This window comes from Citrobacter sp. R56 (assembly GCF_016811995.1).
GTDB classification, from domain to species: Bacteria; Pseudomonadota; Gammaproteobacteria; order Enterobacterales; family Enterobacteriaceae; genus Citrobacter_D; species Citrobacter_D enshiensis.
Map to the genome: position 1 here is coordinate 1,588,328 of NZ_CP069159.1, position 12,930 is coordinate 1,601,257.

Genomic DNA, 12,930 nt, shown 5'->3' on the forward strand with positions numbered 1-12,930 from the left:
GCCGAGGCGGGGTTTTTCTTCAACTTGTTGGCGATTACGCGCGAACGAAGTCGATGTGAGACAGCTTCGGCTTGTAAGCGTGACGCTGTACAGCCTGAGCTTTAACTTTAACTTCTTTACCGTCAACAACGATGGTCAGAACTTCGCTGTAAAATTCAGCTTTAGCTTGCATGTTCATGATTGAATCGTGATCCAGTTCGATAGCAATCGGGGCTTCTGCGCCACCGTAGATGATTGCCGGGAACTTGTTAGCGGCACGCAGGCGGCGGCTCGCACCCTTACCCTGCTCTTTACGTACTTCAGCATTGATAGTAAACATTTAAATCTCTCTTAAATAATTCCTGCTACAGGCGACCCAGCAACAGGTAAGTGATCTGCTTTGCGTATGCAAAAGCGGGCGGAATTCTATACTCAAATGCCCGTTACATCAATCAAAAGTACGATTATCCGCGTAATTCATGTGCCCGGCGGAAGCGTCCTTCGTAGTCAAAGACCTTTTCACGTACCTGCCAGTACTGGCCCTTCATGCGTGCGACGACAAAGTCGGGATGCCGCAACAGCGGTTGTTGCGCGAGAATATCTGCGGCGGTGATCCAGCGTAACGGAACGCCTGGCGTGCGGGTGTGAGGGCGAATGAAGAGCTGCTCAAACGCGGTGCGCTGAGCGGGCGTCTGCAAGCGAAAACGCTCGCTGACGTCGGCACCGTCCTCATCGTAATAGGTGATTTTCAGCCATTCGCCTTTTTCATCCTGTCCGTGTTGCATTGCCATGCCGCTACAGCGCAGCACCAGCGCATCTTTGAGTTTTAGCGCGGCCTTTAGCATATCGTCTGGGTCGACAAGTACGGTATCGCACTCGCGGCAGCGACGTGCCGCAATGTCGTTTTCCGCGTTGCATTGTGGGCAGTTTTTAAAGCGGAAGCGAAAATCGCACTGTTCACGATGACCCTCATCGTCTTCAAACCACCCCTGGCAGCGACGACCAAAGTGCTCAATCAGCGTGCCGTCGGCAGTGGTTTTTCCCCAGAATGTATTGGCGAAACCACAGGCAGGGCAGAAGACCTGGACGGGTACGTTGTCGCTTTTCCCTTTCGGCGCGCCCACTTCCGGTGCGTATAAGTCATGAGGATTACCGGCATAATCGAGGATCAGACAGTCGGTCTTCCCTGGCGACAGGCGCAGGCCACGACCTACGATTTGCTGGTAAAGGCTGACGGACTCCGTGGGGCGCAAAATGGCGATGAGATCGACATGCGGGGCGTCAAAACCGGTCGTCAGCACCGCAACGTTGACCAGAAACCGAAAGCGCTGCGCTTTGAAGTCTTCAATCAACACGTCGCGTTCAGCGCCCGGCGTGTCGCCAACGATCAGTGCGGCGTCATCGCGGGGCAGCAGGCCAACAATCTCTTTCGCATGTTCAACGGTGGCGGCGAAAATCATCACCCCTTTGCGTGTCTGGGCGAACTCAATGATTTGGCTGATGATATGCGGCGTTATTCGCTGCTGTTTTTTCAGCTCGTGATTGAGGTCGGCTTCGCTAAAGAGACCATTACTCTGTGCCTGCAAACGGCTGAAATCATACTGCACGACCGGCATGTCCAGGCGCTCCGGAGGTGTCAGATAGCCGTGTTTGATCATGTAGCGCAGCGGCAACTCGTAAATACAGTCGCGAAAAATCGCGTTTTCGTTGCCGCGTACCATGCCGTGATAATGAAAACGGTACATCCAGCCTTTGCCCAGGCGAAATGGCGTGGCGGTCAAACCGAGCAGACGAAGCTGGGGATTGACCTGACTCAGGTGGGCGAGGATTTGCTGATACTGGCTCTCTTCGTCGTCGCCAATACGATGGCATTCATCGACGATCAGCAGGGAAAATTCACCCTGAAAATGGCCCAGATTGCGGGCGACCGACTGTACGCTGCCGAAGACGACTTTGCCGTGGCTTTCTTTACGTTTTAACCCGGCGGCGAAGATATCGGCATCCAGACCCAACGCACAATATTTTGCGTGGTTTTGTGCGACCAGTTCTTTTACATGCGCCAGCACCAGAACGCGTCCACGCGCTACGCGCGCCAGCTCAGCGATTACCAGGCTTTTACCTGCGCCGGTTGGCAAGACAATTACCGCAGGGGAGCGATGGTGGCGAAAATGGTTGAGCGTGGCATCCACGGCTTCTTGCTGATAAGGACGAAGTGTAAAAATCATGGTCTCGCTGCGATAATGAATCCCGCGTTTAGTATGCCATGAATCATTTCCTTTGAGCGAAGTATAGACCCCGTTATACTGAACGGATAACGGCTTCAATTCTCGGGCGAAACGCTCGATTTCCGTATTATTACAGGCAAAATCACTCTCATGCGACTTGATAAATTTATCGCTCAGCAACTCGGCGTCAGCCGTGCTATTGCCGGGCGCGAAATCCGTGCTCACCGCGTTACCGTGGATGGCGAAATCATCAGAAATACCGCGTTTAAACTGCTGCCAGAACATGCCGTAGAATATGACGGCAATTCGCTGGTTCAGCAAAATGGACCGCGCTACTTCATGCTGAATAAACCGCAGGGCTATGTCTGCTCGACGGAGGATCCGGATCATCCGACGGTACTCTATTTTCTTGATGAACCGGTTGCGCATAAACTGCATGCGGCAGGGCGTCTGGACATTGATACCACCGGGCTGGTGCTGATGACGGATGACGGACAGTGGTCGCATCGGATCACATCCCCACGTCATCATTGCGAAAAAACCTACCTGGTGACGCTGGAATCACCGGTGGCAGAGGAGACTGCCGCACAATTTGCACATGGTGTTCAGCTACATAATGAGAAAGATCTCACTAAACCTGCGATGCTTGAGGTGATCACGCCAACGCAGGTGCGTTTGACGATCAGTGAGGGGCGCTATCACCAGGTAAAACGTATGTTTGCCGCTGTCGGAAATCACGTTGTGGAACTGCACCGTGAACGTATCGGCGCGATCGTACTGGATGCTGATCTGGAGCCGGGTGAATACCGCCCTCTGACAGAAGCAGAAATTGCCAGCGTTGGCTAAACCTTGTGGCCAGGTTTTAACCTCCAGCTAACTAAATTCAGGAGTCTCTTTGTGACCACCCGACAGCACTCATCATTTGCCATTGTCTTTATCCTTGGCCTGTTGGCCATGCTGATGCCATTGTCGATTGATATGTATCTCCCTGCGCTGCCGGTTATCTCCGAACAGTTTGGCGTGCCCGCGGGTAGCGCGCAGATGACGCTCAGTACCTATATTCTGGGGTTCGCGGTGGGGCAGTTGATCTACGGCCCAATGGCGGACAGCCTTGGGCGTAAACCGGTGATCCTCGGAGGGACACTGATCTTTGCAGCGGCGGCGGTGGCCTGCGCGCTGGCGCAAACCATTGATCAACTGATTGTCATGCGTTTCTTCCACGGTCTGGCGGCGGCAGCGGCGAGTGTGGTGATCAATGCTCTGATGCGCGACATCTACCCGAAAGAAGAGTTCTCGCGCATGATGTCGTTCGTCATGCTGGTGACGACCATTGCGCCGTTGATGGCGCCGATTGTCGGCGGGTGGGTGCTGGTGTGGTTGAGCTGGCACTACATCTTTTGGATCCTGGCGGTGGCGGCGATTCTGGCGTCCGTCATGATCTTCACGCTGATTAAAGAGACGCTTCCCGTTGAGCGCCGTCAGCCTTTCCGTCTGCGCACGACCATGGGGAACTTTGCCTCGCTGTTTCGTCATAAACGCGTGCTGAGTTACATGCTGGCCAGCGGCTTTAGTTTCGCCGGGATGTTCTCCTTCCTCAGCGCCGGGCCGTTTGTCTACATCGAGGTAAATCACGTCTCTCCACAACATTTTGGCTATTACTTCGCGCTGAACATCGTGTTCTTATTTGTGATGACGATTATTAATAGCCGATTTGTGCGCCGGGTCGGGGCATTAAACATGTTCCGTACCGGGTTATGGATCCAGTTTGTGATGGCGGGCTGGCTGGTTTTGAGCGCGCTGTTCGGGTTCGGTTTCTGGGCGCTGGTCGTGGGGGTCGCGGCGTTTGTGGGATGTGTTTCGATGGTGTCATCCAACGCGATGGCCGTCATTCTGGATGAATTCCCCCACATGGCGGGAACCGCCTCTTCACTGGCAGGGACTTTCCGTTTCGGCATCGGCGCTATTGTTGGCGCGCTGCTGTCGCTGGCGACGTTTAACTCGGCCTGGCCAATGATTTGGTCGATTGCATTTTGTGCAACCGGCTCGATCCTTTTCTACCTCTACGCAAGTCGCCCGAAAAAAAGGTGATAAAATGCACAACATGGGAGCTGTAAGGCTCCCTTTGTTGATGTACATCAACCTCAAATCGCTCATTCAACCCAAAGATGTTTATTTTATGTAAAATCAATTTATGTAAAAAGTCACATCATTGTAGTTAAAAAGGTTGAGTTAGATCGCAGAAACGGGTACATATAGCCCGCAAATCTGTCCGCACCGGTCAATAATATTTTAACAATCGGCAGTATAAGCCGCACGAGTCGTGGATACCGGCGTTTTCGATCCGTTTAAGGACGGGTTGTCAATGATGTGTTAAAATGGATGTAAATAAATTGTGAAGTTATTGTGCTTCCGGGGAATAAAAGTGAATACATTACAGCTCTCAATCGTTCATCGCTTGCCACAGAACTATCGTTGGTCAGCGGGTTTTGCAGGTTCGAAAGTTGAACCGATTCCGCAGAATGGCCAGAGCACGGAAAACAGCCTGGTGGCGCTTAAATTACTGAGTCCGGATGGCGACAGCGCATGGCCGGTGATGCATAAACTCAGCCAGGCGCTGAGCGATATTGAAGTCCCTTGTTCTGTACTGGAATGCGAAGGCGAACCGTGCCTGTTCGTTAACCGTCAGGATGAGTTCGCCGCGACCTGTCGCCTGAAAAATTTTGGTGTTGCCATTGCCGAGCCTTTTTCAAACAACAATCCATTTTGAGCGTCAGCTTAGCGCGAGCAACTGACGCGTATACGCTTGCTGCGGTGCGGTAAACACCTGCTCGCATGGCCCTTGCTCTACAACATCTCCTTGTCGCAGCACAATCACCTGATGGCACAACGCGCGCACAACGTGCAGATCGTGGCTAATGAAAATATAGGCCAGGCGATGCTTTTGCTGCAGCGACTTCAATAGCGCCAGGATTTGCGCCTGGACAGTCTTATCTAGTGAAGAGGTAGGTTCGTCGAGAATGATCAGCGAGGGTTTTAAAATTAACGCCCTGGCGATAGCAATTCGCTGACGTTGGCCGCCGGAAAACTCTGCGGGGTAGCGATGACGGGTTTCGCCGTCCAGACCGACCTCCGCCATCACCGATATGACCTGCTGTTCGCGTTGTTGCGCTGAAAGCGCTGGCTGGTGGACGCGTAACCCTTCTTCGATAATTTGCAAAACGCTTAGCCGTGGATTCAGGGAAGAGTTCGGATCCTGAAAGACCACCTGAATGCGGTGACGCACCGGTAAAAGCTGGCGGCGGCTTAAGTTATGCAGCGGCTGACCATCAAACACAATGCGACCCTGCGAGGTGATTAGCCGCAACAGCGCCAGGCCGGTGGTACTTTTGCCTGAGCCGGATTCACCCACCAGTCCCAGAGTTTCTCCAGGTTGCAGACTGAAACTGACGTTTTTTACCACTTCGTTATTGTCGACAACGCGTTTTAGAATTCCTTTACGAATCGGGAAGGCGACGCGGAGTTGACTGACTTCGAGCAGCGGGGCCTGTTGGGCGGATAACGGCACCGGATCGCCAGACGGCTCGCTGTTTAACAATTTTTGTGTGTACGGATGGGTGGGAGCACTGAGCAACGGCTGTGCGCGGTTTTGCTCCACGCATTGGCCGTTTTGCATAACGGCGATGGTGTCGGCCAGTTTCTTCACAATGCTCAGATTATGGGTAATAAACAGCATTCCCATATTCAACTCGCGCTGCAATTCACGTAACAGCTGCAGGATTTGCGCCTGTACCGAGACGTCCAGCGCCGTAGTCGGCTCATCGGCAATCAGCAGCTCCGGTCGGGTTAATAGCGCCATGGCGATCATCACGCGCTGACGCTCGCCGCCGGAGAGCTGGTGTGGATAATCTCCCAGTCGCCGTGCGGCGTGACGAATGCCAACGCGATCCAGACAGCTCAGGATTTCGCCTCTGGCGGCTTCCCGACGCATACCCCGGTGTAAAGATAGCACCTCATAGAGCTGCTTTTCCAGGGAGTGCAGGGGATTGAGCGACACCATTGGCTCCTGGAAAATCATGGCAATCTTATTCCCGCGCACGCCGCGCAGGGTGTGCTCGCTGGCATGCAGCAGCGACTCGCCATGAAAACGAATATCGCCGGCAAGGTATACTGCGGGTGGGGAAGGCAGCAGGCGTAAAATAGACAGCGCGGTGACGCTTTTCCCCGAGCCTGACTCGCCAACCAGCGCCAGCGTTTCGCCTGCCTCAACGCACAGAGAGACATCGTTGACCACCGTGCGTACGATCCCTTGCTTGCTAAAACCGACCGATAAACGATCTATCGCTAACAGAGGTTGCGTCATGCTATACCGCCTTGTTGGGATCAAACGCGTCGCGCACGGCTTCGCCAATAAAAATCAGCAGCGACAGTAGCACCGCCACCGACAAGAACGCGGTGATCCCCAGCCACGGCGCCTGCAGGTTATTTTTGCCTTGCAGGAGTAATTCACCGAGCGAGGGCGATCCCAGCGGTAAACCAAACCCCAGAAAATCGAGCGATGTCAGTGTGGTAATTGAGCTGCACAAAATAAAGGGGATAAAGGTCAGCGTGGCGACCATCGCATTGGGCAGCATATGACGCAGAATGATACTGCGATCGCTGACGCCTAACGCCTGTGCTGCGCGAATGTAATCGAAATTGCGGGTACGCAAAAACTCCGCGCGCACCACCCCGACAAGACTCATCCAGCCAAAGATCACCGTAATCGCCAGTAACCACCAAAAATTGGGTTGCACGACGCTTGAGAGGAGAATAATCAGAAACAGCGTTGGCATTCCAGACCAGACTTCGATTAAACGCTGCCCCCACAGATCGACTTTTCCCCCGTAGTATCCCTGCAAGGCACCGGCCAGAACCCCCATGATGCTGGAGCAAAGGGTGAGCATCAGCCCGAATAAGATGGAGATGCGCGTGCCATACAGGATCCGCGCCAGCACATCGCCGCCGTTGGCATCGGTTCCCAGCCAGTTTTGCGTTGACGGTGGCGACGGGAAGGGCTGTTTGGTCGCAAAGTTAATGCTGTTGGCGCCGAATCTGACCGGTGCCCACAGAACCCAACCCCGCTGTTCAAGCTGCTGTTGCAGCCAGGGGTCCTGATAGTCCGCCTGAGTCGCAAACGGTCCGCCAAAATCGCTTTCACTGTAATTCTTCACCAGCGGGAAATACCAGCTCTGGTCATAGCGAATCAACAGCGGTTTATCATTGGCTATGAGCTCAGAGCATAAACTCAGGCTGAAGAGCACAAGGAAAATCCACAGTGACCAGTAGCCCCGACGATTGTGGCGAAAACGCGCCCAGCGGGCCTGGTTTACAGGGCTTAATCGCGGCATTAGCGTCCCTCAAAATCAATGCGTGGATCAACCAGCGTATAGCTGATATCGCTGAGGATGTTCAGCAGCAAGCCGATCAGGGTGAAAATATACAACGTGCCAAACATCACCGGATAGTCACGGGACACGGTCGCTTCATAGCCCAGCAATCCCAGCCCATTTAATGAGAACATCACTTCAATCAGCAGCGAGCCAGTGAAAAACATGCTGATAAATGTGGCCGGAAAACCGGCAATGACCAGCAGCATGGCGTTACGGAAAACGTGCTTCCACAAAATGTTGTTTTCGCTGACGCCTTTGGCGCGCGCCGTGACAACATACTGTTTGCGAACCTCATCGAGAAACGAGTTCTTTGTTAGCATGGTCAGGGCGGCAAAACCGCCAATTACGGTCGCCAGCACCGGCAACGCGATATGCCAAAGATAATCGGTGATTTTCTGATACCAGGGCAACGAGTCAAAATTGGCGGAGACCAAACCCCGCAGCGGAAAGAGGTCGTAGTAGCTGCCGCCGGCAAAGAAAACAATCAAAAGAATGGCGAACAGGAACGCTGGGATGGCGTAGCCGATGATGATAAAGGCGCTGCTCCACACATCAAACCGGCTGCCGTTATGGACCGCTTTACGGATGCCCAGCGGTATCGACACCAGATAGATGATGAGCGTACTCCATAAGCCCAACGTGATGGAGACGGGCAGGCTGTCTTTAATGAGCGTCAACACGGAAGCGCTGCGAAACAGGCTGTCGCCAAAATCAAAGCGAACGTAGTTCCACAACATGGTGAAGTAACGTTCGTGAAGCGGTTTATCAAAGCCGTAACGCCGTGTAATTTCGGCAATCACCTCAGGGTCAAGCCCGCGACCGCCGCGGTATTGGCTGTCGCTGATATTGCCAACCCCGGTCTGCGCGTGGCTGGCGCGTAAACCTTCGCCTCCAGTACCGGGCAGTGCGCCTGACTGACCGAATTCAATCGCGGCAATGGCCTGGTCAACCGGCCCTCCTGGCGCAATCTGCACGATAAAAAAGTTGATGGTAATGATGGCCCAGAGCGTGGGGATCACCAGCAACAAGCGTCGAATCAGATAGGCGCCCATTTATTCTCCTTGTCGTCTGGCCGCCGGAAGTTTCGCGGCTTTATTGACGTCATACCACCAGGTGTCCAGCCCAATGGTATAAATGGGACGGATAGCCGGATGGGAGAATTTGTCCCACCAGGCCAGTCTGTCTTCTGCCATATACCACATCGGCAGCATGTAGTAATTCCATGTCAGCACCCGATCCAGCGCCCGCCCCAGCGGAACCAGTTTGGCTTTATTGCCCTGAGCGGCAATGATCTGCGCAATCAGCTTATCAATCACCGGACTCTGCACACCGGGAGAGTTATAGCTGGAATCAATATACTCAGAGGCCCAGGAGATTTGCAGATCGGAACTGGGCCACGGCATGGCGCGCCACAACCTCGGCATCATGTCATAGTCGCGGCTGCGCATGCGATTGGTGATTTGCGAATTGTCGACCTGGCGGATCTCCATCGTAATGCCCAGGCGTTGCAGATTGTGCTGGAAGGGCAGAACCCACTGGCTGTTTCCCCCCGCCGGAAGCAGAAGTTCAAACGTCAGCGGTTTACCGGTGGTACTGCTGATGCGCTGTTGTCCTTTTAGGATCCATCCCGCCTGAGTGAGCAATTCTCCGGCTTTCAGCAGATTTTCACGATTGTAACCATCTCCACGAGACACAGGAGGATGGTAAATCTGGCTGAAGACTTCTGGCGGCAGATCGTTTTTCATCGGGGCGAGCAGGACTAACTCATCCGCATCGGGATACTGGCTGGCGGCATATTCGGTATTCTGGAAATAGCTGCTTGTGCGGCTCCAGGCATTATAAAACAATGCCTTATTCATCCATTCAAAATCAAAGGCGAGGGTGATGGCTTCACGCACACGCCTTTCCTGAAACACCGGGCGCTGAATGTTAAACGCCAGCCAGCGGGTGTCCTGCGCGGACTCATTCTTCTGTTCTTCTTTGACGATGTAATGATTGGCGAAATTTTTACCGGTGTAACGGGTTGCCCAGTTTTTAGCATCATTTTCCAGTCGCAGGTCAAACGCTCCGGCTTTAAACGCTTCGAACGCCACATTGTCATCCAGGTAGTAGTCATAGCGAATGGTATCGAGATTCCAGCGCCCGCGGTTTACCGGTAGACTGGCCGCCCAGTAATCTTTAACGCGTGAATAGACAATATACTGGCCCATTTTCCACTGGGTGATGCGGTACGGGCCGCTGGCCAGCGGAGGGGAAGAGAGCGGGTCGCTGAGTTTGTGATTTTTCCAGAATTTTTCCGGCATGATGGGTAAAGAAAACAGACTGAGCATATCTTCTTTGCCGGGTTTGGCGAGCTCAATGCGCACGGTGAGGGGCGCTATGGCTTTGACGGTCGTCCCTTTGTATACCAGGCGGAACTGCGGTACGCCTTCGGTCATAAATTTGTGGAAGGTGAATGCCACGTCGCTGGCGGTGATCGGAGAACCATCATGATAACGTGCGCGTGGATTGATGGCGATTTCCACCCACGAATAATCGTCCGCGTAACGGGCTTTTTCAGCAACCAGCGGGTAGTAGCTGCCGGGTTCGTCGTCAGAAGTGGTGAACAGCGTGTCATAAAGCGAATCGGTGCGAACACCCGGGTTTCCACGCATCGAGTAACGATTGAAGTTATCAAATGTGCCAACGGCAGACAGCGTCATTTGGCCGCCTTTCGGTGCGGCGGGATTCACATAATCAAAGTGTTCAAAGTTGAAGGCGTATTTCGGCTCACCCAATACGGCAAAGGCGTAACTTTCTTTGATGGCCTGAGCCTGAACGCCGAAACTCAACAGGGCGACAAACAACACGATTACGCGAGTCATCATTTAGGCGTGATTTCCTCTTTTCAGCACCTGCCACTGTCCGGCAAGCGTCATGACTGAATAATAAGTGACGTAGCGCGCATTGTGAATCCATTCGACGCAGCAGGTTGCCGTTACCACCTGGGCGTAGGGGAAACGGCAAGCCAGAGTAAGAAATCGTCCAGCGGTAAAGGTCGGCTTATCCAGTATCCCTGGAGGAAATTAACACCGTGGTCGCGTAGCCATTTTGCCTGCTCAGGGGTTTCAACGCCTTCTGCGACGGTAAGCATATTCAGGCGTTTAGCTAGCATCAGGACGGCATCCAGCACCGGAGAGGTGACGGTTTCCGTACCAATGGCATTGACGAAGCCCCGATCGATTTTCAGGTAGTCCAGCGTGAAGCGTTCCAGATAAATAAGCGCGCTATGGCCTGTCCCGAAATCATCAATGGCAATTTCGAATCCTGCGGCATGCAGCCATTCAAACAGTTTCGTGGCTTCCTGGTGTTTGAGCATGTCGCGTTCGGTCATTTCCAGTACTACCTGAAAATGATGCCGAGGTAAGGACGCACCCAGGCGGCGAATATCTTCTTTAAAGCTCTCGCTGTGCAGATGGTCCGGGGCAATATTGATGCCAAACTTCGCGCCGACGGGGAGTACTTTTTGCAATGTAGGCGCGTCGCGGGCAATCAACTCGAACAGGTGTTGCGTCAGCGGCACAATCAATTGCTGCGCTTCTGCATAATGGATGAAGACATCAGGCGGAATTTCACCGACCGTCGGATGTCGCCAGCGTAAGAGCACTTCCAGACCGGTAACCTTCAGGGTTTTCGTCTCTACGACGGGTTGGTAAACCACATAAAACTGATTGCGCTTGATGGCCGTCAGAATCTCTTTTCCGGGGCGCATTCGAATAGAGTTGATGTAATAGCAGAGCAAGCCCGCAACGATCCCCCCCATACACCCAAGCATCAGGGCATACCACAAGTCGGTATAGGTCCAGCTGTTGCCGTACAGGCGAATCTTCAGGGGGACGCCTTTCACCGCGGCCTCACGTGTTGGCGTGTCTGTCAGCTCGTTTAATGTCATTAAATGACTAGAAAACGTTGAGAGGGCGGTATTGCCCACAATCAGTGCGATTCCGTCAAAATCTTCCTGTCGGGAGGTGTACAGCAGGTACGGCGTCAGATTGATATTGAGTGAGGTGAATACCCCGCTTTCCGGTAACAACGGATTCTGGTACCAAATCGCCATTGCGGGTTTGTCCGGCATCATTGGGGTGCCAGGCAATAGGGCCATATCGATTTTTTTACGTGTGTCGAGGGCTGGCACCAGTGCTTTAAGCGCTGTGTTCATCGGCCCGGTGGCTGAGGAGCAGAATGCTTTATTCTCTTTGATGAGCAAAAAGGCGCGTACGTTAAGGCTAAATGCCGCGCGGGAGGTCAGATCAGCGGCGACGTGCTGACAGGAATTTAAGGTCAGCGGCTGGAGCTGGTCGGTGGTGGCTTTGAGGTCGGCAAAATAGCTCACCAGGTAGTGTTGTACATCTGAAATCAGCGTGTCGTATTTGACTTCGCGTTTGTGCCATGACATTAAAAACTGCAGGCTACTGATGAGCAAGGCGACCACAACCCCCGTCGCTACACAGGTGAACAGGATTTTTCTACCGGACGAGGAGGCGCTTGTGAACATAGTTCCTGGTTTACCTGATAGGGCCGCTTAATATTAAACTAATTGATTTACAAGACTATAGCCTGGAACACCGGTGATAGTCATACTTTTCTGCGGGGCATTACTACAGCGCAAAAAAAAGCACTGCGTCTGCAGTGCTTTTTTATGTGTCTCGTCAGGATAGCCAAGGGATAGCTTTCAAACGAACGGTTAACTGCGGCTCAGAACCCGGCGCGCTTCGTTGTAACGTTTTTTCCAGTAAGGCTCGTTCATACTGGAAATAATCACGCCGCTGCTGGTTGAAGCATGAACAAACTGGTTGTTGCCGATGTAAATACCGACATGACGACCGGTTGAACCTGCCCGGAACAGCACCAGATCGCCGGTGCGCAGATTACTGCGCGAAACGGATTTACCCGTCTCCTGTTGCTCGTAGGTTGAGCGTGGAAGCTCTAAACCAAATTGCTCGCGGAATGTACGTTGTACAAAGCTGGAACAATCAATGCCTTTTTTGGTGCTGCCGCCAAGGCGGTAACGCACACCTTTCCAGTCAGCATACTGATCCATAATCCGCGATTTCACATCGAGGTTACGAACCATATTTTCAAATTCATCCTGAGAGGCTTGCAGTGAAGAGTTATCTCCATTACCCACAGCATGCGTCTCAGAATGCATATTTTTCGCGGTGTTCGTTGTCGTACATGCAGAGAGCAGAATCGCCACTGCTATCGCGGGAATTCCCCGCAAGATATATCTCAAAATCGGTTGAGATCTGACCATTTTG

The 12,930-nt window shown here is 53.1% G+C and carries 11 protein-coding genes; 3 read left to right on the plus strand and 8 right to left on the minus strand.

The features are described from left to right. Nucleotides 1–34 precede the first annotated feature (34 nt). Together rplY and JM656_RS07575 are read right to left on the minus strand one after the other, a co-directional pair. Complete coding sequence (gene rplY / locus JM656_RS07570) at nt 35–319, minus strand: 50S ribosomal protein L25 (RefSeq protein WP_203360628.1); 285 nt, start codon at nt 317–319, stop codon at nt 35–37. 124 nt (nt 320–443) lie between these two features. Next, nucleotides 444–2,204, minus strand: a complete 1,761-nt coding sequence (locus tag JM656_RS07575) for a DEAD/DEAH box helicase (RefSeq protein ID WP_203360629.1) — start codon at nt 2,202–2,204, stop codon at nt 444–446. Between the two features lie 150 nt (nt 2,205–2,354). Between JM656_RS07575 and rsuA the strand changes: the two genes are divergently transcribed. The 3 genes from rsuA (at nt 2,355) to JM656_RS07590 (ending at nt 4,971) form a co-directional block, all read left to right on the plus strand. Next, nucleotides 2,355–3,050 (plus strand): 16S rRNA pseudouridine(516) synthase RsuA, encoded by a 696-nt coding sequence (gene rsuA, locus JM656_RS07580; RefSeq protein WP_203360630.1) that lies wholly within the window; start codon nt 2,355–2,357, stop codon nt 3,048–3,050. A 51-nt stretch (nt 3,051–3,101) separates the two neighbouring features. Next, a complete protein-coding gene (locus JM656_RS07585; RefSeq protein ID WP_203360631.1) occupies nt 3,102–4,292 on the plus strand; it encodes a Bcr/CflA family multidrug efflux MFS transporter in 1,191 nt (396 codons plus the stop codon). A 334-nt stretch (nt 4,293–4,626) separates the two neighbouring features. After that, nucleotides 4,627–4,971 (plus strand): YejG family protein, encoded by a 345-nt coding sequence (locus tag JM656_RS07590; RefSeq protein ID WP_192612826.1) that lies wholly within the window; start codon nt 4,627–4,629, stop codon nt 4,969–4,971. A gap of 3 nt (nt 4,972–4,974) precedes the next feature. On the opposite strand, the gene yejF is transcribed toward JM656_RS07590, so the two are convergent. From yejF to mepS, 6 genes are all read right to left on the minus strand, one after another. After that, nucleotides 4,975–6,564 (minus strand): microcin C ABC transporter ATP-binding protein YejF, encoded by a 1,590-nt coding sequence (gene yejF / locus JM656_RS07595; RefSeq protein WP_203360632.1) that lies wholly within the window; start codon nt 6,562–6,564, stop codon nt 4,975–4,977. Between the two features lies 1 nt (nt 6,565). Continuing rightward, nucleotides 6,566–7,591 (minus strand): ABC transporter permease, encoded by a 1,026-nt coding sequence (locus tag JM656_RS07600; protein WP_203360633.1) that lies wholly within the window; start codon nt 7,589–7,591, stop codon nt 6,566–6,568. Continuing rightward, nucleotides 7,591–8,685 (minus strand): microcin C ABC transporter permease YejB, encoded by a 1,095-nt coding sequence (locus JM656_RS07605; RefSeq protein WP_203360634.1) that lies wholly within the window; start codon nt 8,683–8,685, stop codon nt 7,591–7,593. The genes JM656_RS07600 and JM656_RS07605 overlap by 1 nt, the downstream gene beginning before the upstream one ends. Then, nucleotides 8,686–10,500 carry an extracellular solute-binding protein gene (locus JM656_RS07610; RefSeq protein WP_203360635.1) on the minus strand — a complete coding sequence of 605 codons (1,815 nt, stop codon included), beginning with the start codon at nt 10,498–10,500 and terminating at the stop codon, nt 8,686–8,688. It lies immediately after the preceding gene. Nucleotides 10,501–10,610: 110 nt separating this feature from the next. Continuing rightward, nucleotides 10,611–12,167, minus strand: coding sequence for a cyclic di-GMP phosphodiesterase (locus JM656_RS07615; protein WP_203360636.1), 1,557 nt, complete (start codon nt 12,165–12,167; stop codon nt 10,611–10,613). A 189-nt stretch (nt 12,168–12,356) separates the two neighbouring features. Beyond that, nucleotides 12,357–12,926, minus strand: a complete 570-nt coding sequence (gene mepS / locus JM656_RS07620; RefSeq protein WP_203360637.1) for a bifunctional murein DD-endopeptidase/murein LD-carboxypeptidase — start codon at nt 12,924–12,926, stop codon at nt 12,357–12,359. Between the last annotated feature and the right edge of the window lie 4 nt (nt 12,927–12,930).

What these genes read in the sequence shown, in the direction of transcription:
- rplY (WP_203360628.1), bottom strand. Translation starts at nt 319, where the DNA reads ATGTTTACTATCAATGCTGAAGTACGTAAAGAGCAGGGTAAGGGTGCG.
- JM656_RS07575 (WP_203360629.1), bottom strand. Translation starts at nt 2,204, where the DNA reads ATGATTTTTACACTTCGTCCTTATCAGCAAGAAGCCGTGGATGCCACG.
- rsuA (WP_203360630.1), top strand. Translation starts at nt 2,355, where the DNA reads ATGCGACTTGATAAATTTATCGCTCAGCAACTCGGCGTCAGCCGTGCT.
- yejF (WP_203360632.1), bottom strand. Translation starts at nt 6,564, where the DNA reads ATGACGCAACCTCTGTTAGCGATAGATCGTTTATCGGTCGGTTTTAGC.
- JM656_RS07600 (WP_203360633.1), bottom strand. Translation starts at nt 7,591, where the DNA reads ATGCCGCGATTAAGCCCTGTAAACCAGGCCCGCTGGGCGCGTTTTCGC.
- JM656_RS07605 (WP_203360634.1), bottom strand. Translation starts at nt 8,685, where the DNA reads ATGGGCGCCTATCTGATTCGACGCTTGTTGCTGGTGATCCCCACGCTC.
- JM656_RS07610 (WP_203360635.1), bottom strand. Translation starts at nt 10,500, where the DNA reads ATGATGACTCGCGTAATCGTGTTGTTTGTCGCCCTGTTGAGTTTCGGC.
- JM656_RS07615 (WP_203360636.1), bottom strand. Translation starts at nt 12,167, where the DNA reads ATGTTCACAAGCGCCTCCTCGTCCGGTAGAAAAATCCTGTTCACCTGT.
- mepS (WP_203360637.1), bottom strand. Translation starts at nt 12,926, where the DNA reads ATGGTCAGATCTCAACCGATTTTGAGATATATCTTGCGGGGAATTCCC.